Source organism: Ideonella flava (assembly GCF_051857595.1).
In the GTDB taxonomy this organism is placed as follows: Bacteria; Pseudomonadota; Gammaproteobacteria; order Burkholderiales; family Burkholderiaceae_C; genus Ideonella.
The window spans coordinates 1-23,846 of the sequence record NZ_JBPZHD010000007.1 but is presented as its reverse complement, the minus strand read 5'-3'; the positions used below and the strand labels follow the sequence as shown (position 1 = coordinate 23,846).

Annotated in this window: 21 protein-coding genes and 1 pseudogene; 13 read left to right on the top strand and 9 right to left on the bottom strand. The window is 68.5% G+C overall.

Annotated features, from left to right (window positions below):
• Positions 1 to 120 precede the first annotated feature (120 nt).
• The 9 genes from pilB (at position 121) to ACS5PM_RS15905 (ending at position 10,468) form a co-directional block, all read left to right on the top strand.
• Entirely contained in the window at positions 121 to 1,839 is a 1,719-nt protein-coding gene (gene pilB / locus ACS5PM_RS15945; RefSeq protein ID WP_439388646.1) for a type IV-A pilus assembly ATPase PilB, read from the top strand.
• Between the two features lie 63 nt (positions 1,840 to 1,902).
• Positions 1,903 to 3,123, top strand: coding sequence for a type II secretion system F family protein (locus ACS5PM_RS15940; protein WP_439388645.1), 1,221 nt, complete (start codon positions 1,903 to 1,905; stop codon positions 3,121 to 3,123).
• A gap of 4 nt (positions 3,124 to 3,127) precedes the next feature.
• The gene (locus ACS5PM_RS15935; protein WP_439389010.1) at positions 3,128 to 4,054 is read left to right on the top strand and encodes a prepilin peptidase; all 927 of its coding nucleotides are present in this window, start codon (positions 3,128 to 3,130) and stop codon (positions 4,052 to 4,054) included.
• 3 nt (positions 4,055 to 4,057) lie between these two features.
• Positions 4,058 to 4,669: a dephospho-CoA kinase gene (coaE, locus tag ACS5PM_RS15930; protein WP_439388644.1), complete on the top strand. Its 612-nt coding sequence runs from the start codon at positions 4,058 to 4,060 to the stop codon at positions 4,667 to 4,669.
• Between the two features lie 101 nt (positions 4,670 to 4,770).
• Entirely contained in the window at positions 4,771 to 5,526 is a 756-nt protein-coding gene (gene zapD / locus ACS5PM_RS15925; protein ID WP_439388643.1) for a cell division protein ZapD, read from the top strand.
• A gap of 65 nt (positions 5,527 to 5,591) precedes the next feature.
• Positions 5,592 to 5,747 carry a DNA gyrase inhibitor YacG gene (locus ACS5PM_RS15920; RefSeq protein WP_439388642.1) on the top strand — a complete coding sequence of 52 codons (156 nt, stop codon included), beginning with the start codon at positions 5,592 to 5,594 and terminating at the stop codon, positions 5,745 to 5,747.
• A 202-nt stretch (positions 5,748 to 5,949) separates the two neighbouring features.
• The gene (gene groES, locus ACS5PM_RS15915; protein WP_128197167.1) at positions 5,950 to 6,240 is read left to right on the top strand and encodes a co-chaperone GroES; all 291 of its coding nucleotides are present in this window, start codon (positions 5,950 to 5,952) and stop codon (positions 6,238 to 6,240) included.
• A 131-nt stretch (positions 6,241 to 6,371) separates the two neighbouring features.
• Positions 6,372 to 8,018 carry a chaperonin GroEL gene (groL, locus tag ACS5PM_RS15910; protein ID WP_439388641.1) on the top strand — a complete coding sequence of 549 codons (1,647 nt, stop codon included), beginning with the start codon at positions 6,372 to 6,374 and terminating at the stop codon, positions 8,016 to 8,018.
• Between the two features lie 197 nt (positions 8,019 to 8,215).
• Positions 8,216 to 10,468 (top strand): patatin-like phospholipase family protein, encoded by a 2,253-nt coding sequence (locus tag ACS5PM_RS15905; RefSeq protein ID WP_439388640.1) that lies wholly within the window; start codon positions 8,216 to 8,218, stop codon positions 10,466 to 10,468.
• Between the two features lie 6 nt (positions 10,469 to 10,474).
• Here ACS5PM_RS15905 and ACS5PM_RS15900 read toward each other — a convergent pair whose 3' ends face one another.
• The 7 genes from ACS5PM_RS15900 to ACS5PM_RS15870 form a co-directional block, all read right to left on the bottom strand.
• Positions 10,475 to 11,386: a c-type cytochrome gene (locus ACS5PM_RS15900; RefSeq protein ID WP_439388639.1), complete on the bottom strand. Its 912-nt coding sequence runs from the start codon at positions 11,384 to 11,386 to the stop codon at positions 10,475 to 10,477.
• Between the two features lie 107 nt (positions 11,387 to 11,493).
• Positions 11,494 to 12,402 (bottom strand): hydroxymethylglutaryl-CoA lyase, encoded by a 909-nt coding sequence (locus ACS5PM_RS15895; protein WP_439388638.1) that lies wholly within the window; start codon positions 12,400 to 12,402, stop codon positions 11,494 to 11,496.
• Positions 12,403 to 12,411: 9 nt separating this feature from the next.
• Positions 12,412 to 14,439, bottom strand: coding sequence for an acetyl/propionyl/methylcrotonyl-CoA carboxylase subunit alpha (locus ACS5PM_RS15890; protein ID WP_439388637.1), 2,028 nt, complete (start codon positions 14,437 to 14,439; stop codon positions 12,412 to 12,414).
• 9 nt (positions 14,440 to 14,448) lie between these two features.
• Positions 14,449 to 15,051: a DUF4126 domain-containing protein gene (locus tag ACS5PM_RS15885; protein ID WP_439389009.1), complete on the bottom strand. Its 603-nt coding sequence runs from the start codon at positions 15,049 to 15,051 to the stop codon at positions 14,449 to 14,451.
• Between the two features lie 63 nt (positions 15,052 to 15,114).
• Complete coding sequence (locus ACS5PM_RS15880) at positions 15,115 to 15,900, bottom strand: enoyl-CoA hydratase/isomerase family protein (RefSeq protein ID WP_439388636.1); 786 nt, start codon at positions 15,898 to 15,900, stop codon at positions 15,115 to 15,117.
• Between the two features lie 10 nt (positions 15,901 to 15,910).
• A complete protein-coding gene (locus tag ACS5PM_RS15875; RefSeq protein WP_439388635.1) occupies positions 15,911 to 17,533 on the bottom strand; it encodes a carboxyl transferase domain-containing protein in 1,623 nt (540 codons plus the stop codon).
• Positions 17,533 to 18,705, bottom strand: coding sequence for an isovaleryl-CoA dehydrogenase (locus tag ACS5PM_RS15870; RefSeq protein ID WP_439388634.1), 1,173 nt, complete (start codon positions 18,703 to 18,705; stop codon positions 17,533 to 17,535). Before ACS5PM_RS15870 ends, ACS5PM_RS15875 begins: the two co-directional genes overlap by 1 nt.
• Before the next feature lie 208 nt (positions 18,706 to 18,913).
• Here ACS5PM_RS15870 and ACS5PM_RS15865 point away from each other — a divergent pair, with 208 nt between their 5' ends.
• Entirely contained in the window at positions 18,914 to 19,561 is a 648-nt protein-coding gene (locus tag ACS5PM_RS15865; RefSeq protein WP_439388633.1) for a TetR/AcrR family transcriptional regulator, read from the top strand.
• A gap of 6 nt (positions 19,562 to 19,567) precedes the next feature.
• Here ACS5PM_RS15865 and ACS5PM_RS15860 read toward each other — a convergent pair whose 3' ends face one another.
• Positions 19,568 to 20,686, bottom strand: a complete 1,119-nt coding sequence (locus ACS5PM_RS15860) for an acyltransferase family protein (protein ID WP_439388632.1) — start codon at positions 20,684 to 20,686, stop codon at positions 19,568 to 19,570.
• A 114-nt stretch (positions 20,687 to 20,800) separates the two neighbouring features.
• Between ACS5PM_RS15860 and ACS5PM_RS15855 the strand changes: the two genes are divergently transcribed.
• Together ACS5PM_RS15855 and ACS5PM_RS15850 are read left to right on the top strand one after the other, a co-directional pair.
• Positions 20,801 to 21,049 carry a DUF2789 domain-containing protein gene (locus tag ACS5PM_RS15855; protein ID WP_439388631.1) on the top strand — a complete coding sequence of 83 codons (249 nt, stop codon included), beginning with the start codon at positions 20,801 to 20,803 and terminating at the stop codon, positions 21,047 to 21,049.
• A 76-nt stretch (positions 21,050 to 21,125) separates the two neighbouring features.
• The gene (locus ACS5PM_RS15850) at positions 21,126 to 22,181 is read left to right on the top strand and encodes a hypothetical protein (RefSeq protein ID WP_439388630.1); all 1,056 of its coding nucleotides are present in this window, start codon (positions 21,126 to 21,128) and stop codon (positions 22,179 to 22,181) included.
• Positions 22,182 to 22,196: 15 nt separating this feature from the next.
• Here ACS5PM_RS15850 and ACS5PM_RS15845 read toward each other — a convergent pair whose 3' ends face one another.
• Positions 22,197 to 22,667 (bottom strand): Lrp/AsnC family transcriptional regulator, encoded by a 471-nt coding sequence (locus ACS5PM_RS15845; RefSeq protein WP_439388629.1) that lies wholly within the window; start codon positions 22,665 to 22,667, stop codon positions 22,197 to 22,199.
• Between the two features lie 130 nt (positions 22,668 to 22,797).
• On the opposite strand from ACS5PM_RS15845, the pseudogene ACS5PM_RS15840 reads away from it, so the two are divergent.
• Positions 22,798 to 23,846 (top strand): annotated as a pseudogene (locus tag ACS5PM_RS15840) (indolepyruvate ferredoxin oxidoreductase family protein); the annotation flags it as partial.

Here is a 23,846-nt window from a genome sequence, read left to right as displayed (position 1 = left end):
TCGAAGCGTGAAGAGGTGTTCATTCTCACGGTTCGTCAAGGCCGGTCACGATTTACAGCCCCCATGGGTTCGGCGATGATGGCCGGTCATGGTCTGTCTGCGCCCTGACGGTGCACGCTTGTGGATACCCTGATAGAAGCTCCTTCCTCCGCGTTGTCCGGCGTCGCCCGGGTGTTGGTTCATGGCGGGAAGCTCAAGGTCCAGCGAGCCGAGGAACTGACGGTCCAGGCGCGCGACAAGAGAGTCAGCTTCATCGCCGCGTTGATGGAGTCGGGCGACCTGACACCCTCGGCCCTCGCCCACAGCCTGTCGACGGCCCTGGCCGTTCCCCTGCTGGATCTGGATGCACTCGACGCCCAGAAGCTGCCGCGGTCCATCCTCGACAGCAAGCTGATCAGCCAATACAAGGTCCTGCCGCTGGCCAAGCGCGGCAGCCGGCTGTTCCTGGCGTGCGCCGACCCCACCGACCAGGAGGCCGGCGAACGCATCAAGTTCGCCACCCAGCTGGCGCCGGAGTGGGTGCTGGTCGAATACGACAAGCTCAATCGCCTGCTCGACAGCCAGGGCACGCCGGCCTCGCAGGCGATGGAGACCCTCGCCGCCGCCGACTTCGACTTCGAGGTCACTGAGGAAGACACGTCCCAGCCGGCTGCGGCGGAAGTGACGACCGAAGTGGAAGATGCGCCGGTGGTGCGCTTCCTCCAGAAAATGCTGGTCGACGCCATCAACCTGCGCGCCTCCGACCTGCACTTCGAGCCGTACGAGTTCAATTACCGCGTCCGCTTCCGCGTCGACGGCGAACTGCGAGAGATCACCCAGCCGCCGATCGCCATCAAGGACAAGCTGGCGTCGCGCATCAAGGTCATCTCGCGTCTGGACATCTCTGAAAAGCGTGTGCCGCAAGACGGCCGGATGAAGCTGCGTTTCGGCAACAAGTCGATCGACTTCCGCGTCAGCACCCTGCCCACGCTGTTCGGCGAGAAGATCGTGATCCGTATCCTCGATTCGTCCAGCGCCAAGCTGGGCATCGAGGCGCTGGGCTACGAGCCCGCCGAGAAGGAGCGCCTGCTGCATGCGATCCACCGGCCCTACGGCATGGTGCTCGTCACCGGCCCCACGGGCTCGGGCAAGACGGTGTCGCTCTACACCTGCCTGAACATCCTCAACCAACCCGGCGTCAACATCGCCACTGTCGAGGATCCGGCCGAAATCAACTTGCCGGGCATCAACCAGGTCAATGTCAACGACAAGGCCGGCCTGAATTTCGCGGTCGCGCTGAAATCCTTCCTGCGCCAGGATCCGGACATCATCATGGTCGGCGAAATCCGCGACCTGGAGACGGCCGACATCGCGATCAAGGCCGCCCAGACCGGCCACATGGTGATGTCGACGCTGCACACGAACGACGCGCCATCCACCCTGACCCGCCTGCTGAACATGGGCGTCGCCCCGTTCAACATCGCTTCGAGCGTGCTGTTGATCACGGCGCAGCGCCTGGTGCGTCGCCTGTGCGACAACTGCAAGAAGCCGGCCGAATACCCGCGGGCGGCTCTGCTCAAGGCCGGCTACGCCGAGGCCGATCTCGACGGGACCTGGACACCCTACAAGTCCGTCGGCTGCAGCCACTGCAACAACGGCTACAAGGGCCGGGTCGGCATCTACCAGGTGATGCCGATCACCGAGCAGATCCAGCGCATCATCCTTTCGCTTGGCACGGCACCTGACATCGCGGCCCAGGCCCGGAAGGAAGGCGTGCGCGACCTGCGCGAATCCGGTCTCGTGAAGGTGAAACTGGGTGTCACATCGCTCGAGGAAGTGATCGCTGCCACGAACGAGTGAGCGGCCGTGCGGTGACAATCGCGCACGTTACAGACGATCGTTTGGGATATGGCCGGAGGCTCGATGGCTACTGCAGCGGCGGTGAGAGACGTCAAGGAATTCATCTTCGAGTGGGAAGGCAAGGACCGCAACGGCAAGATCGTTCGCGGCGAACTTCGCTCCGGGGGCGAAGCGGCGGTCAGCGCCAGCCTGCGCCGCCAGGGCGTCATGGTCACCAAGATCAAGAAGCGGCGCAGCGGCGGCGGCAAGTCGATCAAGGCCAAGGACATCGCCGTCTTCACGCGCCAGCTGGCCACCATGATGAAGGCTGGCGTGCCCCTGCTGCAGGCCTTCGACATCGTGGGTCGCGGCAGCCCCAATCCCCGCCTGACGCGGCTGCTGATGGACATCCGGTCGGACGTCGAGACCGGTACCAACCTGTCCTCGGCCTTCCGTCGTCATCCGCAGTATTTCGACGCGCTCTATTGCAACCTGGTCGAGGCAGGTGAGGCGGGCGGCATTCTGGAAGAACTGCTGACGCGCCTGGCGCTCTACCAGGAAAAGACACTCGCCATCAAGCAGAAGGTGAAGTCGGCCCTGATCTACCCGATCTCGGTGCTGGTCGTCGCCTTCGTGGTGGTCACGGTGATCATGATCTTCGTGATCCCGGCCTTCAAGGACGTCTTCAAGTCCTTCGGCGCCGAGTTGCCCGCGCCCACCCTGATCGTGATGTCGATGAGCGACGCCTTCGTCAAATGGTGGTGGCTGATCTTCGGCGTCATCTTCGGCGGCGGCTACGTCTTCATGCAAACCTGGAAGCGTTCCGAGAAGATGCAGTTCGCGATGGATCGCTTCCTCTTGCGCCTGCCCATCTTCGGTGACCTGATTCGCAAGGCCATCATCGCCCGCTGGACGCGCACGCTGGCCACGATGTTCGCCGCGGGCGTCCCGCTGGTCGAGGCGCTCGACTCGGTCGGCGGCACTGCAGGCAACTCGGTGTATGCGCACGCCACGCAGCAGATACAGCGTGACGTGGCCACCGGCACGGCGCTGACCACGTCGATGACGCAGACTGGCGTGTTCCCGAACATGGTGCTGCAGATGGCCGCCATCGGCGAAGAATCCGGCGCGCTGGACGACATGCTCGCCCGCGCGGCCGACTTCTACGAGGAAGAGGTCGACGAGATGGTCAAGGGCCTGTCGACCCTGCTCGAGCCCATCATCATCGTCTTCCTGGGGGGCCTGATCGGCGGCATCGTGGTGTCGATGTACCTGCCGATCTTCAAGCTCGGCCAGGTGGTCTGACGTGCTGGGGGCGGATGCGCTGAGCCTGTGGCTCGCTCCGCCGGTGCTGGGCCTGCTCGGCCTGTGCATCGGCAGTTTCCTCAATGTCGTCGTCCACCGGCTTCCTCGCATGATGGAGCGCGAGTGGCTCGACGAGATCGCCGGGCACCTCAAGGACGGAGAGGCATTCAGGAGCCTCTTTCGCGAGCCGCCTGCGAAAGAGCTTGCCGTCGCGGGCGACATCCTGGCCGCTCGCCTGGAGGCGCTTCCTGCCTACAACCTGTGGCGGCCGGGCTCAGCCTGCCCGAAATGCGGGCACCAGATCCGGTGGTACGAAAACCTGCCGGTCGTGGGCTGGCTGGGCCTGCGCGGACGCTGCTCGGCGTGCAAGACGCCGATTTCGTGGCGATATCCCGCGATGGAACTGCTCACGGGCGTGCTGTTCGCCGCGGCGGGCTGGCGTTTTGGTACGCAGCCGGCCACCTTGATGTGGTGCGCGGTGATCGCGACCTTGCTGGCCCTGGCGGCGATCGACTGGGACACGACCCTGCTGCCCGAGTCGATCACCCTGCCGCTGATCGGAGGAGGCCTCGCGGCGTCGGCCCTGGGCTGGACGACGGTGTCACTCCCCAGCGCCGTCGGGGGCGCTCTCGTGGGCTACTTGTCCTTGTGGTCGATCTACTGGCTTTTCAAGCTGGCCACCGGCAAGGAGGGCATGGGCTACGGCGATTTCAAGCTGCTGTGCGGACTCGGAGCCTGGCTGGGACTGCCCGCGATCCTGCCGATCATCCTCATGTCTTCGGTCGTCGGCTCGGTGATCGGCCTGTGGCTGAAGTTTTCCGGCGCCCTCCGGCAAGGCGTGTACGTGCCTTTCGGCCCCTTCCTGGCGGGAGGCGGCCTGATCGTGATCCTGGTGGGCAGCGCGCCCATCAACCGCTGGCTGGGTTGGTAGCCGGTGAATAGCGCGGCCCCGCTGCACGCCGGACTGACTGGCGGCATCGGCAGCGGCAAGAGCACGGTGGCCGCCGCGCTCGCCCGCCTCGGGGCCCTGATCGTCGACACGGATGCGATAGCCCGCGAGCTGACTGCGCCCGGCGGCGCGGCGCTCCCGCCGATCGCCGAGGCATTCGGCCGCCAGATGATCGACAGCTCGGGAGCGCTGGACCGTTCGCGCATGCGGGCCGAAGTGTTCGCCCAGGCCCCCAAGCGGCAGCGCCTCGAAGCCATCCTCCACCCACTGATCGGCCAGGAGGCGCAGACGCGTGCGGCCGCGGCGGGCGCCGGCCAGCCGGTCGTGTTCGACGTGCCCCTGCTGACCGAATCCGCGCACTGGCGCCAGAGGGTGGACCGCATCCTCGTCGTCGACTGCGATGAGGCCCTGCAGGTCGAACGGGTGATGCAGCGCTCCGGCTGGCCGGCGGACGAGGTGCGAAGAGTCATCGCCCAGCAGGCGTCTCGCCCTGCTCGCCGGCGGATAGCCGACGCGGTGATCCACAACGGCGCCGGCATGACACTCGCCGGCCTCGAGGCCATGGTCGCGCGCCTGTGGCAACGCTGGTGGCCATGAGGGGGTGCCGCAGGCGCTGAGGCGGCGCCGGCAAGTGCTGTGAAACAATCAACGCTTTCCCGGGTCTTGTGCCCGGGCAGGTTGCGCAAGGACGACAGCACTTGGTTCTCTACGAATACCCCTTCAACGAAGGCATTCGAACGATGCTTCGGCTGGAGCACCTGTTCGCCCGGCTGCACGCCCTCCTGCCACGCGATTCGGCCGTCGACCACCACTTTGCGCTGGTCACGCTGTTCGAGATCATGGACGTCGCCTCGCGAGCCGATCTCAAGTCGGATCTGCTGAAGGAACTGGAACGCCACCGCGCCCAGTTGCAGGCCTTCAGAGGCAACCCCAGCGTCTCGGAGGCCGCGCTCGACGAGATCACCGGCCGCATCGACCACGCGCACGCCAGCCTGAACCACCTCGCCGGCAAGGCGGGGCACACGCTGACCTCCAACGAGTGGCTGATGAGCATCCGCAGCCGCATCAGCATCCCCGGCGGCACGTGTTCGTTCGACCTGCCCGCCTACTATGCCTGGCAGCAATTGGCGCCGGAGCAGCGGCGCAGCGACCTGACCCACTGGGTCGACACCCTCGTGCCGCTGGCCGAGGCGCTGCTGCTGCTGCTGAACCTGTTGCGCGATGCCGGCGTGCCGCACCGCGTCGTGGCGCAAGCGGGCCAGTACCAGCAAAGCCTGCCCGCCGGGCGCACCTACCACCTGCTGCGCCTGCGCATCGACGAGTCGCTCGGGCTCGTGCCCGAGATCAGCGGCCATCGCCTGATGGTGTCGGTGCGGCTGATGCGCGCCGATGCCGAAGGCCGACTGAAGCCCTTCCACGGCGACGCCACCTTCGACCTGTCCCTCTGCGTCTGAAAGTCGCCCCGATGGCCGCGCCTACGCCACCCGAGCCGCCTGTTCCCCCTCGCAGGCCCCGCCTGGTGCCCTGCCCCACTTGCCGCCGGCCGGCCCTGTTTTCGCCCGAGAACGCCTTTCGGCCGTTCTGCAGCGCCCGCTGCCAGGGGCAGGATTTCGGCGCCTGGGCCAGCGAGGACTACCGCGTCGGCTCGCCCCCTCCCTCCGACGACCAGGAGTGAGGGCATCCGTCGACAGGGCGGGTCTTGAATCCGCGTCGACGGTCCCTATAATCCTGCTAGCACTCGATCCGCTGGAGTGCTAATAGCCAGCGGCAGAGACGCGTTCCGGTGGTCCGCTTCGGCGGACTGCCTCATGTGAATGAGCGCCAACTTCATTGGTGACTCGCACCCTCACTGATTGCCAATGCCTCAAGGAGATGCAATGAAGCTTCGTCCGTTGCACGATCGCGTGATCGTCAAGCGCCTGGAAAATGAAACCAAGACCGCCTCGGGCATCGTGATCCCCGACAACGCCGCCGAGAAGCCCGACCAGGGCGAAGTGCTGGCCGTCGGCCCCGGCAAGCGCAACGACAAGGGCGACTTCGTGGCCCTGAACATCAAGGTCGGCGACCGCGTGCTGTTCGGCAAGTACTCCGGCCAGACCGTCAAGGTCGATGGCGAGGAACTGCTGGTCATGAAGGAAGACGACCTGTTCGCTGTCGTCGAGAAGTAAATAGCCCGAGGGCGATTTACTTCCGTCGAAGGCTAACCTGGCTGCGCCAGGTTAAGGCCCGAAGGGCCGGCCGAAGACAAAAGTGACTCGCCACGCGCAGAACCTTTTGAACTGAATTCGGAGAATCAAACATGGCAGCAAAAGACGTCATCTTCGGCGCCGACGCGCGTCACCGCATGGTCGAAGGCGTGAACATCCTGGCCAACGCGGTCAAGGTCACGCTGGGCCCCAAGGGCCGCAACGTCGTGCTCGAGCGCTCGTTCGGCGCGCCCACCGTCACCAAGGACGGTGTGTCGGTCGCCAAGGAAATCGAGCTCAAGGACAAGCTCCAGAACATGGGCGCGCAGATGGTCAAGGAAGTCGCTTCCAAGACCAGCGACAACGCCGGTGACGGCACCACCACCGCCACCGTGCTGGCCCAGGCCATCGTGCGCGAAGGCATGAAGTACGTGGCCGCCGGCATGAACCCGATGGACCTCAAGCGCGGCATCGACAAGGCCGTCCTGAGCCTGACGGAAGAGCTGAAGAAGGCCTCCAAGCCGACGACCACCAGCAAGGAAATCGCCCAGGTCGGCACGATCTCCGCGAACTCCGACGAATCGATCGGCAAGATCATCGCCGACGCGATGGACAAGGTCGGCAAGGAAGGCGTCATCACCGTCGAAGACGGCAAGAGCCTGAACAACGAGCTGGACGTCGTCGAAGGCATGCAGTTCGACCGCGGCTACCTGTCGCCCTACTTCATCAACAACCCCGAAAAGCAGTCGGCGATCCTCGAGAACCCGTTCGTGCTGCTGTTCGACAAGAAGATCAGCAACATCCGCGACCTGCTGCCGACGCTCGAAGCCGTCGCCAAGGCCGGCCGTCCGCTGCTGATCATCGCTGAAGAAGTCGAAGGCGAAGCGCTGGCGACCCTGGTGGTCAACACCATCCGCGGCATCCTGAAGGTCTGCGCCGTCAAGGCCCCGGGCTTCGGCGACCGCCGCAAGGCCATGCTGGAAGACATCGCCATCCTGACCGGCGGCAAGGTCATCGCCGAAGAGATCGGCCTGTCGCTCGAGAAGGTCACGCTGGCCGACCTGGGCCAGGCCAAGCGCATCGAAGTGGGCAAGGAAAACACCACCCTGATCGACGGCGCCGGCGCTGCCGCGGACATCGAAGCCCGCGTCAAGCAGATCCGCGTCCAGATCGAGGAAGCCACCAGCGACTACGACCGCGAGAAGCTGCAAGAGCGCGTGGCCAAGCTGGCCGGCGGCGTGGCCGTCATCAAGGTCGGTGCCGCCACCGAAGTCGAGATGAAGGAGAAGAAGGCCCGTGTCGAAGACGCGCTGCACGCCACCCGTGCCGCCGTCGAGGAAGGCATCGTGGCCGGCGGTGGCGTCGCGCTGCTGCGCGCCCGCCAGTCCGCTGGTGAGATCAAGGGCGACAACGCCGACCAGGACGCCGGCGTCAAGCTGGTCCTGAAGGCCATCGAAGCCCCGCTGCGCGAGATCGTCTACAACGCCGGTGGCGAAGCCTCCGTCGTCGTGAACGCCGTGCTGGCCGGCAAGGGCAACTACGGCTTCAATGCCGCCAACGACACCTACGGCGACATGATCGAGATGGGCATCCTGGACCCGACCAAGGTGACTCGTACCGCGCTGCAGAACGCCGCGTCCGTCGCGTCGCTGATGCTGACCACCGAAGCCATGGTCGCCGAAGCCCCGAAGGACGACGCCCCGGCCGGCGGCATGCCTGGTGGCATGGGCGGCATGGGCGGCATGGGCATGGACATGTAAGTTCACGCCCGGGCAAGCCCCTCGCTCCACGAAAGGCCACCTCCGGGTGGCCTTTTTTCTTGGCGCCGGTCGCGGTGGGGCTTCCAGGACGCGGGCCAGCTCGCCCGCGCCTACCAGCCGCAGTTCGGCGAAAGGCCGAGCAAGACGCGCACGCGCCCGGCCTGACGAGCCGCTGCAGCCGGCGACAATCCGCGCCCATGCGATGGCGTGACCTCCTGCTGGCCCTGGGCTGCGCGGCCTCGACGATGTGTGCGAACGCGCAAGCGGCCCCTGCCGAGGCGGCTGCCGCGCCATCGCGGCCCCGGATCGGCCTGGTCCTTTCGGGTGGGGGCGCCCGCGGCCTGGCCCACATCGGCGTGCTGAAGGTGCTCGAGCGCGAGCACGTTCCCATCGACGTGATCGCCGGCACCTCGATGGGCGCCATCGTCGGCGGCCTCTACGCCAGCGGCATGAAGGCCGACGACATCGAGCAGGAGCTCAAGCGCGTCGACTGGGTCCGCCTGTTCGAGACACGGGTGGCGCGCCAACAGCTCTCGCAACGCCGCAAGGAAGAGGACTTCGAGATCGCCTCGGCGATCGAGCTGGGGCTCACCGAGGACGGCGAGTTCCGCGCGCCGCAGGGCGCCGTGTCGAGCCGGGGCCTGGAGACGCTGCTGCGCCGCTTCACGCTGCCGGTGCGGTCGGTGCAGCGCTTCGACCAGCTCCCCATTCCCTTCCGCGCCGTGGCGACGGACATGGAGACCGGCGACGCCGTGGTCCTCGGCGAAGGCGACCTGGCGATGGCGTTGCGCTCCAGCATGAGCGTGCCCGGCGTCTTCCCGCCGACGGAGCTCGGCGGCCGCGTGCTGGGCGACGGTGGCCTGGTCAACAACGTGCCGGTCGACGTGGCACGCGAGATGGGCGCCGACATCGTGATCGCGGTCAGCATCGGGACCCCGCTCGCGCCGCGCGACACGCTGAGCTCGGCCCTGGGCCTGACGGCGCAGATGATCAACATCCTGACCGAGCAGAACGTCAAGCGCAGCCTCGCCTCGCTGAGGCCGGCCCAGGACCTGCTGGTCGCTCCCGACCTGGGCGCGCTGACTTCGAGCGACTTCAACCGGGCCGCCGACCTCATCCGCATCGGCGAGGAAGGCGCTGAAGCGTTGCAGCCAAGGCTCGCCTCCCTGGCCCTGCCCGCAGACAGCTATGCCGCCTGGCGAGCCGCACGACACAGCGGCGGCGTGCCCCAGGCCAAGCTCGCCTTCGTCGCCTTCGAGGGCACGACCGTCACCAATCCGGCGCGCTTCGAGGCGCAGCTGCTGTCGCAACCGGGCGCCCCTTTCGACGCCGCCGCCGCCGCCCGCGACGCGCGCCACCTCGCCGCCAGCGGCGACTACGTGCGGGCCGATTACCGCCTCGTCGACACCACGAGCGGCGCGACGGGCCTGGTCTTCGACCTGGAGGACAAGCCCTGGGGGCCGAACTACCTGCGCATCGGGCTCGACCTGGCGACCGACTTCGGCGGCCACAGCGACTTCAACATCAAGATCAGCCACAACCGCCACTGGCTCACCGACAGCGGGACCGAGTGGCGCAACCGGCTGCAGATCGGCGAGGTGCCGCAGCTGTACAGCGAGCTCTACCACCCGCTGAACTGGACACTCGGGCTGTGGGACGACTGGTTCGTCTCGGGATGGGGCCTGGCCGAACGGCGGGTGCTGACCCTGTACCAGGCCGATGCCGGGCCGGAGGTGGGACAGCTGCGGCGCACCACCGGCCGCATCGGGGTGGACATCGGTCAGCCCTGGAGCAACCTCGGCGAACTGCGACTGGGCCTGACGCACCAGGCGGGCAGCACCGAGCCCGTCCTGCTCGCGGCGGACTACTCGGGACCCACCACGGCCGAGACCTGGAACGAGGTCGCCGTGAGAGCACGGGTGGTGATCGACCAGCTGGACTACGCCAACTTCCCGCAATCGGGCTATCGGGTGGAGAGCGAAGCGCAGGTCGGCCAGCGCCATCACGAAGGCACGCAGAGCCTGGCCCGGGTCGAGAGCCAGCTCACGGTGGCGACCAGCTGGGGCGCCCACACGGTGAACCTGTACGGCCTGGTGCAGGCGGCCGATGCGCGTGCCGACGCGATCGTGGGGCAGTACTCCCTCGGGGGCTTCCAGCAGCTGTCCGGCTACCGCCCCGGCCAGCTGGCCGGCAACGCGGTGCTCTTCGGCCGGCTCAACTGGTACTGGCGCCTGGCCGAGCCCCCGGTCTTTGCCCGCGGGTTCTATGTCGGAGCCTCGCTCGAGGCCGGCAACGCCTGGGCGACGCGGCGGCAGGTGAGCCTCGGCGACCTGCGCGCGGGCGCCAGCGTGTACCTGGGGGCGGACACCGGCATCGGGCCGATGTTCCTGGGGCTGACCTGGGCGCCGCAGGGCGAAGGCGGCATTTCGCTGCGGGTCGGACGCCCCTGACGAGCCTCAGCGTTGGCCCGCGGGCCGGGCCGGGACTGTCTGCAAGTAGGCGTGGATCGCCTCCAGGTCGATGTCGCTCATCTCGCGCAGCGACTGGAACGGCATCACCCCGCTGATCGTGCTGCCGTCGGGCCGCTTGCCACTGCGCATGGCCATTCGAAACACTGCGGCATCCGCATAGCGCGGCAGCACGCTGCCTTCTCCCGGCGTGAGGTTGGCAGCGGCTGGCCAGTCGGGCGGCCCTCCCGGGATGCGACCACCGGACAGGCCTTCGCCATGGCAGCCCACGCACATCTGCGCCACGTACCGGCCGTGCTCCACGGTCGGGCCTTCGGGTACCGGTTGCGGTGGCGGCAACGCGTGGTCGATCTTTTCAGCCGCGTCCTTGACCACGCCGTAGCCGTAGAGGACGCGCACCGGCAGCGGCAGGCGGAATTCGGCCGGGCCGCCGGCCACGGGCGCGAGCGAGCGCACATAGGCCACCACCGCGCCGAGGTCGGCGTCGGTCCAGCGGCTGTAGTCCTCGCTCGGCATGATCATCAGCGGACGTCCGTCGGGCTTGATGCCGTGGCGCAAGGTCCGTTCCCAGTCGGCGACCTGGTACTGCGTCACGACGGAGCCGGCGCCCGGCGAGATGTTCGGCGCCCTGGCGTACAGGCCGCCACCCGCAGCGTCATCGATGAACGCCCGGCCGGCACCGTCGGCGCCGTGGCACTCGGCGCAGCCGCGCGAGGCGAACAAGTAGCGACCACGGGCCAGCGCAGCCGCATCGTCAGGCAAGGCCAGCGCGTAGGCCGGCTGGGTCATCTTCCGCGCCAGGCGCTGGTCCGATCTCATGACGCCCCAGGCCACGGCAGCGGCCCCCATGGCAACGACGGCCGCGAGCCCGATCAGGCTCCGGCGAATCCATCTGCTCATCACGCCCTCCGCGTGTCGTTTCACGAACGGCGGGCATGGTGCCCTCGGCGAGGCACCGTATCCATCCCAAAGGCGGTGATCCGCGCGGGACGCAGCCTGCGGATCGCTCAGCAGTCTCGCTTGGCGATCATGGCGCGGGCCACGCGCGAGCCGTTGGGCTGGCCGATCGCCGTGCGGATCGCCTGGCCGGCGTCGATGAGCCGGTCGAGATCGATGCCGGTTTCTATGCCGAGGCCGTGCAGCAGGTAGACGACGTCCTCGGTCGCCACATTGCCGGTGGCGCCCTTGGCGTACGGGCATCCGCCCAGGCCCGAGACGCTGGTGTCGAAGCTGGCGATGCCGAGCTCGAGGCTGGCGTAGACGTTTGACAGCGCCTGGCCGTAGGTGTCGTGGTAGTGGCCGCTGACCTCTTGCAGCGGGTAGTGCTCCAGCGCCGCCTCCAGCGCGCGCTGCACCTTGCGCGGCGTGCCGACGCCGATGGTGTCGGCCACGCCCACGTGCTGCACGCCGATCTGCTTCATCAGCCGCGCCACCATGCCGACCCGCTCGGGCGCGATCTCGCCCTCGTACGGGCAGCCGACGGCGCAGGAGATGGCGCCGCGCACCTTGATGCCGGCGGCACGCGCAGCCTCGGTCACCGGCGCGAAGCGCTCGATGGATTCGGCGATGGAGCAGTTGATGTTCTTCTGGCTGAAGGCTTCGCTCGCGGCGCCGAAGACGACGATCTCGTCCGGCTTCGTCGCCAGCGCGGCCTCGAAGCCCTTCATGTTCGGCGTCAGCACCGAGTAGCGCACGCCAGGCCGCCGCTGGATGCCGGCCATGACCTCGGCGTTGTCGGCCATCTGCGGCACCCATTTCGGGCTGACGAAGCTGGTGACCTCGATCTCGGTCAGGCCAGCGTCCTGCAGGGCGTGGACGAGGGCGACCTTGTGCGCGGCCGCCACCGGCTGCTTCTCGTTCTGCAAACCGTCGCGCGGGCCCACTTCGACGATCTTGACGCGGCTGGGCAGGTTCATCGGGTCACCTCATTCGGACAGTCTCAGCAGCTCGCCACCCTCGGCGACCTGGTCACCGACGGCATAGAGCACCTCCGCCACCGTGCCGGCGCGTGGGGCGGAAAGGGTGTGCTCCATCTTCATCGCCTCCATCACCGCCAGCGCCTGGCCCGGCGTGACCGTGTCGCCCGGCCTGACGTGGATGGCGATCACCTTGCCCGGCATGGGTGCGGTCAAGCGACCGGCGCCGCCCGCGACCTCGCCGGCATGGGCGATGGGGTCGAACTCCTGCAGCTCCAGCGAAGCGGCCGCGCCGAAGACCGCCACGCGCTCGCCTTGCAGGTAGACGGCCAGCGTGTGGCGCTCGTTGCCGAGCGTCACGTCGTAGCGGTCACCCCCGAGCGAGCGTGCGACCAAAGGCCAGCTGTCGGGCCCCATCGCCAGGCGCAGGGCGCCGTCGTGCAGGCGCTCCAATGTGGCCACGTGATGGACCTGGCCCTGCTGCAGGTCGAAGCGGCGGCGGGCACCCCCGTGGATGCGCCAGCCATCGCGGCGTGACCACGGGTCGGCATCCTCCAGCGCTGCCTCGGCCCCCATCGCCTGGGCGACCACGCCCGCGGCGGCCACATGCAGCGGCAGGCCGGGCGCATCGAACAGGACCGCGCGCTCGCGCTCGATCAGCGCGGTGTCGAGGTCGGCCGTGGCGAATGATTGGCTGCCCACTACCCGGCGCAGGAAGGCCACGTTGGTCGACAGGCCGACGATGTGCGTGTCACGCAGCGCCGCATCCAGCCGGGCCAGCGCCTGCGCGCGGTTCTCGCCCCAGACGATGAGCTTGGCGATCATCGAGTCGTAGTAAGGGCTGATCGCGTCGCCCTCGCGCACGCCGGCATCCACGCGCACGGGTGCAGGCTCGTGGAAGCGCTCCGCGTCGGCATTGCGGCGGAAGGTCACGTGCTCGCGCGGCCAGCGCAACACGGCCAGCGTGCCGGTGGCGGGCAGGAAGTTGGCATCCGGGTTTTCGGCGCAGATGCGGGCCTCGATCGAATGGCCGTGGATCTTCAGCTCTTCCTGCTTCAGCGGCAGCGGCTGGCCGGCCGCGACGCGCAGCTGCCACTCCACCAGGTCGTGGCCGGTGATGGCCTCGGTCACCGGGTGCTCCACCTGCAGCCTCGTGTTCATCTCCATGAAGAAGAAGCGCAGGTCGCCGTCGCCGACTTCCTCGGCAATGAACTCGACCGTGCCGGCGCCCACATAGCCGACCGCCTTGGCCGCGGCCACTGCGGCGGCGCCCATCTCGGCGCGACGCGCCTCGCTCATGCCGGGCGCCGGAGCCTCCTCCAGCACCTTCTGGTGGCGGCGCTGCACCGAGCAGTCGCGCTCGAAGAGGTAGACGCAGTCGCCCTGGCTGTCGCCGAAGACCTGGATCTCGATGTGGCGCGGCTTGGTGACATAACGCTCGACCAGCACGTGGTCGTCGCCGAAGCTCGCCTGGGCCTCGCGCTGGCAGGAGGCGAGCGCGCCGGCGAAATCCTCCGCCCTGTCGACCCGCCGCATGCCGCGGCCGCCGCCGCCGGCGCTGGCCTTGATCAGCACCGGATAGCCGATGCGCTCGGCCTGCCCCGCGAGGAAGTTCGGATCGTTGTCGTCGCCGTGGTAGCCCGGGACCAGCGGCACGCCGGCCTTCTCCATCAGCGCCTTGGCCGCCGACTTGCTGCCCATGGCCGCGATGGCCTCGGGCGGCGGGCCGATGAAGACGAGGCCGGCCTCGGCACAGGCCCGCGCGAAGTCCTCGTTCTCGCTCAGGAAGCCGTAGCCCGGGTGCACTGCCTGCGCGCCGGTGGCCTGGGCCGCCTCGAGGATGCGCTGCCATTGCAGGTAGCTGTCCTTGGCCGCGAGGCCGCCCAGCGGCACCGCTTCATCGCAGGCATGGACGTGCTTGGCGTTGGCATCCGCATCCGAGTAGACAGCCACGGTACGGATGCCCAGCCGCCGCGCGGTCTCGGCCACCCGACATGCGATCTCGCCGCGGTTGGCAATCAGGATCTTCTTGAACATCACATCCCTTCAGGCCCGCGCCGGCGCGGCACCGAAATGTTGGCGCAGGGCGGCCACCAGCCCGCGCAGGAACTTGAACATCAGCACGATGGTTGCGACCATCAGCAGCAGGGCCACGGCCAGCACGACGAAGAAGGCCACGGGGTGCGACCAGGACAGCCAAAGCATGCCCGGCACCGCGGCATCGCCCAGCAGCGACAGGCCCAGGTTGGAGAAAGGCTCGGGCGATGTGTTGGCCGCGGCGCGCGTCGTCGCCTTGGCGGCATGGGCGGTGGCGGCGAGACCGCCGCCCAGCAATGCGGCGATCACCGTCCAGGCGCCCGCGTCGGCCCCGAACACGCCCGCCGCCAGCGCCGCGCCGGCGGGGATGCGGATGAAGGTGTGCACCGCGTCCCACAGCGAATCCACCCAGGGCACCTTGTCGGCGAAGAACTCGACCAACACCAGCAGGCCAGCCACGGCGATCACGCCCGGGTGCTGCAACACGTGCAGGCCCTGCGGCAGCGGCACCCAGCCCAACCATCCTGCCAGGCCGGTGAGGAAGACGACCAGATAGAGCCGCAGCCCGCTCGCCCAGCCCAGCACCGCGGCGAGCGCGATGAGCTGCGTCATGTCCAGGCCGGCAGCGGCCTGGACGACGGAGGGCGGGAGCGACCAATCCACGGCGCCGAGGGATCAAAGCCAGGACGGCGAGCGCTTCTGGAGGAACGACTGCACGCCCTCCTTGCCTTCGGCGCTGGCGCGGATGTCGGCGATGCGGCGGGCGGTGTCGGCACGCAGCTCCGGCGTGATCGCCTGGCTCGCCAGATCCTGCACCAGTCGCTTGCAGGCGCGCACCGCGGCCGGTCCGTTGCCGCTCAGCGACTTGACGATGTTCTGCACCGTCTCGTCCAGCGTCTCGGGCGAAGTCAGCTCGTGCACGAAGCCCAGGCGGTGCGCCTCGGCGGCCGTGAAGCGCTCGGCGGTGGTGAAGTAGCGCTGCGCGGCGCGCTCGCCCAGCGCGCGCACCACATAAGGCCCGATGGTGGCGGGCAGCAAGCCGAGCTTCGCTTCGCTGAGGCAGAACGCCACGTTGTCGGAGGCCACCAGCACATCGCACACCGCGGCCAGTCCTACGCCGCCCGCATAGCAATCGCCGTGGACGCGGCCGACCACCGGCATCGGGCAGCTGTGGATCGACCACAGCATGTCGGCCAGGGCCTGCGCATCGGCGCGGTTCTGCTCCCAGGAGTAGTCGGCCATGGCGCGCATCCAGTTCAGGTCCGCGCCGGCGCAGAAGGCCTTGCCATGGCCGCCGAGCACGACGACGCGCAGCGCCTCGTCCTCGGCGAAACCGCGGAACGCAGCGGTGAGCTCGGTGATCACGCCTTCGTTGAAGGCGTTGCGAACGTCGGGCCGGTTCAGCCACACCTCGGCCACGTGGGGCGAGGGGCGGCGCAGGTCGAGGGTGGAAATGCTCATGGCTGCCCCATCACATCCGGAAGACGCCGAACTTCGCGTCGGGTATGGGGGCGTTGAGCGATGCCGAAAGGCCCAGCGCCAGCACGCGGCGAGTGTCCACCGGATCGATCACGCCGTCGTCCCACAGCCGGGCGCTGGCGTAGTAGGGGTGCCCCTGGCGCTCGTACTGGTCGCGGATGGGGGACTTGAAGGCCTCTTCCTCCTCGGCGCTCCATTGGCCGCCCTTGCCTTCGATGCCATCGCGCTTGACGGTGGCCAGCACGCTCGCGGCCTGCTCGCCACCCATCACGCTGATGCGCGCGTTGGGCCACATCCACAGGAAGCGTGGCGAGTAGGCGCGGCCGCACATGCCGTAGTTGCCCGCGCCGAAGCTGCCGCCGATGATCACCGTGAACTTGGGCACGTTGGCGCAGGCCACGGCCGTCACCATCTTGGCGCCGGCGCGGGCGATGCCCTCGTTCTCGTACTTGCGGCCGACCATGAAGCCGGTGATGTTCTGCAGGAACACCAGCGGCACCTTGCGCTGGCAGCACAGCTCGATGAAGTGCGCACCCTTGTTGGCGCTCTCGGCGAAGAGGATGCCGTTGTTGGCGACGATGCCCACCGGCATGCCCTCTATCCACGCGAAGCCGCAGACCAGCGTGGTGCCGTAGCGGGCCTTGAACTCCTCGAACTCCGAGCCATCGACGATGCGGGCGATGATCTCGCGCACGTCGAAGGGCTTGCGGGTGTCGGTGGGGATCACCGACAGCAGCTCGTCGGCGGCGAACTTCGGGGGCTGCGGCGCGCGCAGCGCCACCGGCACTTCCTTCTTCCAGTTCAGGCTGCCGACGATCTGGCGCGCCAGGGCCAGCGCATGCATGTCGTCCTCGGCCAGGTGGTCGGCCACGCCGGAAAGGCGCGTGTGCACGTCGCCGCCGCCGAGATCCTCGGCGCTCACCACCTCGCCCGTGGCCGCCTTCACCAGCGGCGGGCCGCCCAGGAAGATGGTGCCCTGGTTCTTGACGATGATGGTCTCGTCGCTCATGGCCGGCACGTAGGCGCCGCCCGCGGTGCACGAGCCCATCACGACCGCGACCTGCGGGATGCCTTGGGCCGAGAGGTTGGCCTGGTTGTAGAAGATGCGGCCGAAGTGGTCGCGGTCGGGGAAGACCTCGTCCTGGTTGGGCAGGTTGGCGCCGCCGGAATCGACGAGGTAGACGCAGGGCAGCCGGTTCTGCTGCGCGATCTCCTGCGCCCTCAGGTGCTTCTTGACGGTGACGGGGTAGTAGGTGCCGCCCTTGACCGTCGCGTCGTTGCAGACGATGACGCACTCGACACCACCGATGCGGCCTATGCCGGCGATCATGCCGGCGCAGGGGGCGGCGTCGCTGCCGTCCTTCTCGGGGTACATGCCCAGCGCCGCCAGCGGCGCGATCTCGAGGAAGGGCGTGTCCGGGTCGAGCAGCATCTCAACGCGATCGCGCGGCAGCAGCTTGCCGCGGGCCAGGTGCTTGGCGCGCGCGGCCTCGCCGCCGCCCTCGGCGATCTTCGCCAGCCTGGCGTTCAGATCTTCGACCACCGCCCGCATGGCGGCGGCGTTGGCCTTGGCCTCCTCGGAGCGAGGATTCAGCTTCGACGCCAGCGCGGCCATCAGCAGGTCTCCGAAAAAAGCTCGCGGCCGATCAGCATGCGGCGGATCTCGCTGGTGCCGGCGCCGATCTCGTAAAGCTTGGCATCGCGCCACAGCCGGCCGGCCGGGAACTCGTTGGTGTAGCCCACGCCGCCCAACGCCTGGATCGCCTCGCCGGCCATCCAGGTGGCCTTCTCGGCGGTGTAGAGGATCACGCCGGCGGCGTCCTTGCGCAGCGTGCGGGCGTGGTCCCCGCGGTCGCAGGCCTGGGCCACCGCGTAGCCGTAGGCCCGGCAGGCCTGGAAGGTGGAGTACATGTCGGCCAGCTTGCCCTGCATGAGCTGGAACTCGCCGATCGATTGGCCGAACTGCTTGCGCTCGTGGATGAAGGGCACCACGACGTCGAGGCAGGAGGCCATGATCCCCAGCGGGCCGCCGGAGAGCACCACGCGCTCGTAATCCAGCCCGCTCATCAGCACCTTGGCGCCCTGGCCCTCGCCACCCAGCACGTTCTCGGCCGGCACCTCGCAGCTGTCGAAGAACAGCGGATAGGTGTTGGAGCCGCGCATGCCGAGCTTGTCCAGGTGCTCGCCCTTGGAGAAGCCCTTGAAGCCCTTCTCGATGATGAAGGCGGTCATGCCGCGCGCGCCGAGCTCGGGCTCGGTCTTGGCGTAGACCACCAGCGTGTCGGCATCACCGCCGTTGGTGATCCACATCTTCGAGCCGTTGAGGACGAAGCGGTCGCCCTTCTTCTCGGCCCTGAGCTTCATGCTCACCACGTCGGAGCCGGCGTTGGGCTCGCTCATCGCCAACGCACCGACGTGCTCGCCGGAGATCAGCTTCGGCAGGTACTTCGCCCTCTGGGCCTCGCTGCCGTTGCGGTTGATCTGGTTCACGCACAGGTTGGAATGCGCGCCGTAGCTCAGGCCCACCGAGGCGCTGGCGCGGCTGATTTCCTCCATCGCGACCATGTGGGCGAGGTAGCCGAGCCCGGTGCCGCCGTGCTCCTCGGGCACCGTCAGGCCCATCACGCCCAGCTCGCCGAGCTTGCGCCACAGGTCGGCGGGGAAGAGGTTGTCGCGATCGATCTGCGCCGCGCGCGGAGCGATCTCGGCTTGCGCGAAGTCGCGCACGGCGTCGCGCAGGGCGGCGATGTCCTCCCCCAGCGGGAAGGTGAAGGTGGATTCGAACATCGGCGTCTCCGGTCTGAATTGAGTTGACCTCAATACGCCGGCCCGGCCGGCGCAGAAGGAGCGAAATCTACCAGCGCCGCGCTTGCACCGCAAGCCAAAGTTGAGTCATACTCAAAATATGCCTACCCGCCGCGCCCCGGCCCAGCCGGCCCCTGCCCCCGATTTGCCCGCCCGCCGCCCGTCCGCCGGCGCTCGCGGCGAGCAGCGCATGCGGGACATCCTGCGCGTCGGCCGCGAGGTCTTTGCCGAGAAGGGTTACGAGCGCGCCACGACGACCGAGATCGCCCAGCGCCTGGGTGTCTCCGAGGCCACGGTGTTCACATACTTCCACGGCAAGCGCGAGCTGTGCGTGCGGGTGATCACCGACTGGTACGACGAAATCATCGCGGCGATCGAGGCCGGCCTGCCCCGCCAGCAGTCAGCGCGGGCGCAACTGGACTGGTTCGTGCGCACCCACCTGCGGCTGTTCCTCATCCAGGGGACCGGGATGTGCGCGCTGGTGCTTTCCGAAGGCCGCAGCAAGGGCCAGGAGCTGGCCGAGGTGCTGCAGCCGCTGCAGCGCCGCTACACCGCGCCGCTGATGGACCTGCTGGTCCGAGGCCAGGCCAGCGGGGAGTTCCGCACCGACCTGCCGTTGCGCCTCATGCGCCCGCTGGCGCTGGGGCCGATGGAGCACATCCTGTGGGAGGCGGTGGCGCAGGGCGGCGACGGGGCCGGCAAGGCGATGGACATCGACGCCACGGCCTCGGCCGTGTCGGCCATGCTGTGGAGCGCCCTGCAGGCGCCCGACGCCGAGCTCAAGGCATTGCGCGGCCTGCGTGCCGACGTGGCGGAGGCCCTGCGCAAGTCCGGCTGAATTGGCTCAGCGCGGCTCGACGGCCCGGTGCATGGCGCTGCCGGCGACCAGGCTCAGGACCCAGGCCGCCAGCATGCCCAGTGCGTTCATCCCCACCGACTCGGGCCAGAGGTTGCCCACGACCGCCCCGGTGACCAGGATCACCGGGTAATGCAGCAGGAACACCGGGTAGGAGACCCGCGACAGGTAGCCGATCACCGCCCGGCCCAGCTTCGCCGGAGCGCGCTTGAGCGCCGCCGGCTCGGGCGCCAGGCACAGCAGCAGGGCAGTGCCTCCGGCCAGGGCAATGCGGCTTCGCCATTCGACGATCAGCGCGATCCCGATCAGCAAGGCCAGCCCGAGCGTGGCGGTCTCCGGCCCGCCGCGGCGGCCGCGGATCCAACGCGCCAGCACACCGAGCCCGTAGGAGCCGATGAAATACGGTGCGTAGGCGTCCAGCGACGAGTCCAGGTTCCACCACAGCAAGGACAGCAGCACCAGGGCGACGATCACGGCCGTGGCCGCGCTGGCGCGCTGAGCCGTGTCGCCCGGCAGCCCGCGCAGCGCCACGGCGAGCAACAGCAGCAGGGCATAGAGCTGGAAATCCACCGCCACGTACCAGAAGCCGGCCGAGAGCGAATCGAAGCCCATCACGTCCTGCAGCAGCAGGATGTGGGCGGCCAGTTGCCCCGGCTCGGGCGCAGCCGGGATGGTGGGGTGATCGATCAGGGCCCGCGCCACCCAGGCGGCGACGATGACGGCCAGCATCGCCAGCAGGTACGGCCGCGCCAGCCGCTGGTAGCGACGCCACAGCTGGGCGGGGACGTCGCGCCAGCCCACGCGGGACCGCGCGCCGGGAGTCGGCCACAGCGAGCTGGCGGCCAGGAAGCCGCCGACAACCAGGAACACCTGCACCACCAGGCGCGCATGCTCGTTCAGCAAGGCCAAGGTGGTGGGGGCCAGCGAACGCGCGACATCGCACATCGGACCGTACAGCGAGAGGTGATGCCAGACGATGAGCTGCGAAGCCAGTGCCTTGGCCAGGTCGATCCAGGTCGACGGCACAGGGGCGACCAGGGCCCGCTGCAGCGCTGCCGGAATGAAATCGGCGGGGGCGCCGCGTGGGGGGGCGGCGGCGTCGGACATCGGGAATCTCACGAGGTGGCTGATAGGGATTTGAGGCGCGGGCGGGGCCGCGGGGCGGGCGGAACTTACCATCGACCCGGCCGGATTACCGCAACCCGTTGCAACGGAGGTCACATGGATCAGCCTGTCCACTCGCTCGCCCAGCTGTTCGCCCAGCTCGGTTTGCCCGACGATGCGGCGTCGATCGAGGCCTTCGTGGCCCACCATGCCCCCTTGCCGGGGGAGCTGATTCTGCCCGACGCCCCATTCTGGACACCTTCTCAGGCGGCCTTCCTGCGCAGCGCCTGGAAAAGTGACGCCGACTGGGTCGAGATGGTCGACACGCTGGATGCAATGCTGCGCCGGCCCCCGCGGCCCTCTTAGCCGGTTTGTTGACCGCGCGGCTTGACACCGCGTGCCACCGCGACCAGTCTGGCGCTTTGCCGTCAAGGGGGTCACGATGAGCAGGACGGATTCTCTGCACCACTGGTCGATGGTCATCGCGCTCGTCGCGGCCACCGGCGCGCTGGCGGCCCCGGGGCCCTACGCGTTGACCGCGTTGGGCGAGCCCCCAGGCGACTCGGATCGCGCCGCCCAGGCCTACGCGATCAACAGCCAAGGCGTGGTGGCGGGCGAGTTCCACCTCTCGGTCGCCCGGCCGACCGCCACGTCGCCCTTCGTCGCGTGGGCAGGCGAGTTCCGCAGCCTCGGCACGCCGCTGGGCCTGGTGCACGCCGGGGCACGGGGCATCAACGATCTGGGTCACGTGGTGGGCGAGACCAACTACTACGGCTTGGACAGCAGGGCCTTCCTGTGGCGCCCCAAGCGCTATGTCGACCTCGGCACGCTGGGTGGCACCTGGGCCAGGGCCAAGGCCATCAACAACGCGGGCACGGTGGTCGGCTGGTCCGGGATGCCGGACTGGAGCGGCCACGCTTTCGTCTATCAGGATGGGGTGATGCACGACATCCACCAGATCGGCGTCGACAGCATCGCCAAGGCCATCAGCCCCAACGGTACCGTCGTGGGCGACTGGAGCAACCCGGCGGTGGGCAATCGCATCTTCATCTACCGCGATGGCGTGATGCAGGATCTCGATCCGCTGCATGGCCCCACGTATGCCAACGGCGTCAATGATGCCGGCCAGGTCGTGGGGCTGGGGCCGATACCCAGCGGCGGCGAGTATCCCGATTACCACGCCGTGCTGTGGCAGGACGGCGTGATGATCGACCTGGGTACGCTCGGCGGCACCGACAGCGAAGCCTTCGGCATCAATGATCGGGGTCAGATCGTCGGCCAGTCCTCGGTCGTCGACCACCAGATGTCGCGCGCCTTCATTCATGACGAAGGCCGGATGTGGTCGCTGACAGAAAGGGTAAGCAAGGGCGGCGAGGGTTGGACGCTTCAGACGGCGCGTGCCATCAACAGCCGGGGCCAGATCACCGGCATGGGCACGCAGAACGGGGTGCGCCGCCCATTCCTGCTCACGCCTATCACCAGATCCGCGTCGCCCTGATGGCTGTCCGGGGGCTCAGACGGGCGGAAGCGGCAGCGCGGTTTCGTACTTCACTTCCCGCAACACCACGTTGCTGCGGATGCTGGACACGCCCTTGAGCTTGAACATGCGCTCCTGCAGGAAGTGGTCGTAGGCCTTCATGTCCGGTACGACGATCTTGATGAGGTAGTCGGCCTCGCCGGTGATGCTGGCGCACTCCATGATCTCGGGGCAGGACTCCACCATGCGCTCGAAATCCTCCTCCGCGCCGTCGGTGTGGCGAACCAGCGTGACGTGGGCCCAGACGCAGATGGCCAGGCCCAGCTTCTCGCGGTCCATCAGCACGACCTCGCGGCGGATGACACCGCTTTGCTCCAGCTCCTTCAGCCGCCGCCAGACCGGCGTGGCCGACATCCCCACGCTCTCGGCCAGGGCCTGGGCGCTCTGGCGGCCGTGGCGTTGCAGCGCCTCGATCAGGCGCCGGGTGGTGCGGTCCAGTTCAATCATTCCCGGATTCTCGCATTCGGAAGATGGATGAACTCGCTACAGCCGGATTCCGCGTCGATGGGGAACGACGCATTTGCGTGAACGGACGAAAATTCCCCCAATCGTTCTTCCCCCTGCTGCAGGTGCCTTGATGTCCGATTCCCCTGCCCTGCGCTCCTATGCGCTGACCGACAACCTGGCTGCCACCCACGGCGCGGTCTTCCTCACCGGCACCCAGGCACTCGTTCGCCTGCCGCTGATGCAGAAGCGCCTGGACGAAGCGGCCGGCCTGGACACCGCCGGCTTCGTCTCGGGCTACCGCGGCAGTCCGCTCGGCATGGTCGACCAGCAGATGTGGAAGGCACAGAAGTTCCTCGATGCCGCGAAGGTCCAGTTCCTGCCGGCGATCAACGAGGACCTGGCCGCCACGGCCTGCCTGGGCACGCAGCGCGTGGCGCTCGACCCGCAGCGCACCGTCGAGGGCGTGTTTGCCATGTGGTACGGCAAGGGCCCGGGCGTCGACCGTTCCGGCGATGCGCTCAAGCACGGCAACGTCTACGGCTCGAGTGCGCAGGGTGGCGTGCTGGTCGTGGCCGGTGACGACCACGGCTGCGTGAGCTCGTCGATGCCGCACCAGAGCGACGTCGCGATGCAGGCGTGGAGCATGCCGGTGCTGCATCCGGCCAACGTGGCCGAGTACCTCGAGTTCGGCCTGTACGGCTGGGCGCTGTCGCGCTTCTCGGGCGCCTGGGTGGGCTTCAAGGCGCTGTCGGAGGTGGTCGAGAGCGGCATGACGGTGGACCTGGACGCCGTGCCGCTGGATTTCGTGCTGCCGGTGGATCACCAGCCGCCGGCGTCGGTCGGCTCCCTGCACGTGCGCTCGGTCGACCTGCCCTCGCTGGGCCTGGAGGAGCGCCTCGCCGCCAAGCTGGACGCCGTGCGCGCCTTCGCCCAGGTCAACTCGGTCGACAAGCACATCGTCGCCAGCCCCGCCGCCACGCTGGGCATCGTGACCATCGGCAAGGCGCACTACGACTTCATGGAGGTGCTGCGCCGGCTGGACCTGGACCCGAACGCCCTGGCCGCCGCCGGCGTGCGCGTCTACAAGGTCGGCCTGGTGTTCCCGCTGGAGCCCACGCGGATGCTGGAGTTCGCGCGCGGCCTGGAGGAGATCCTCGTGATCGAGGAGAAGGGCCCGGT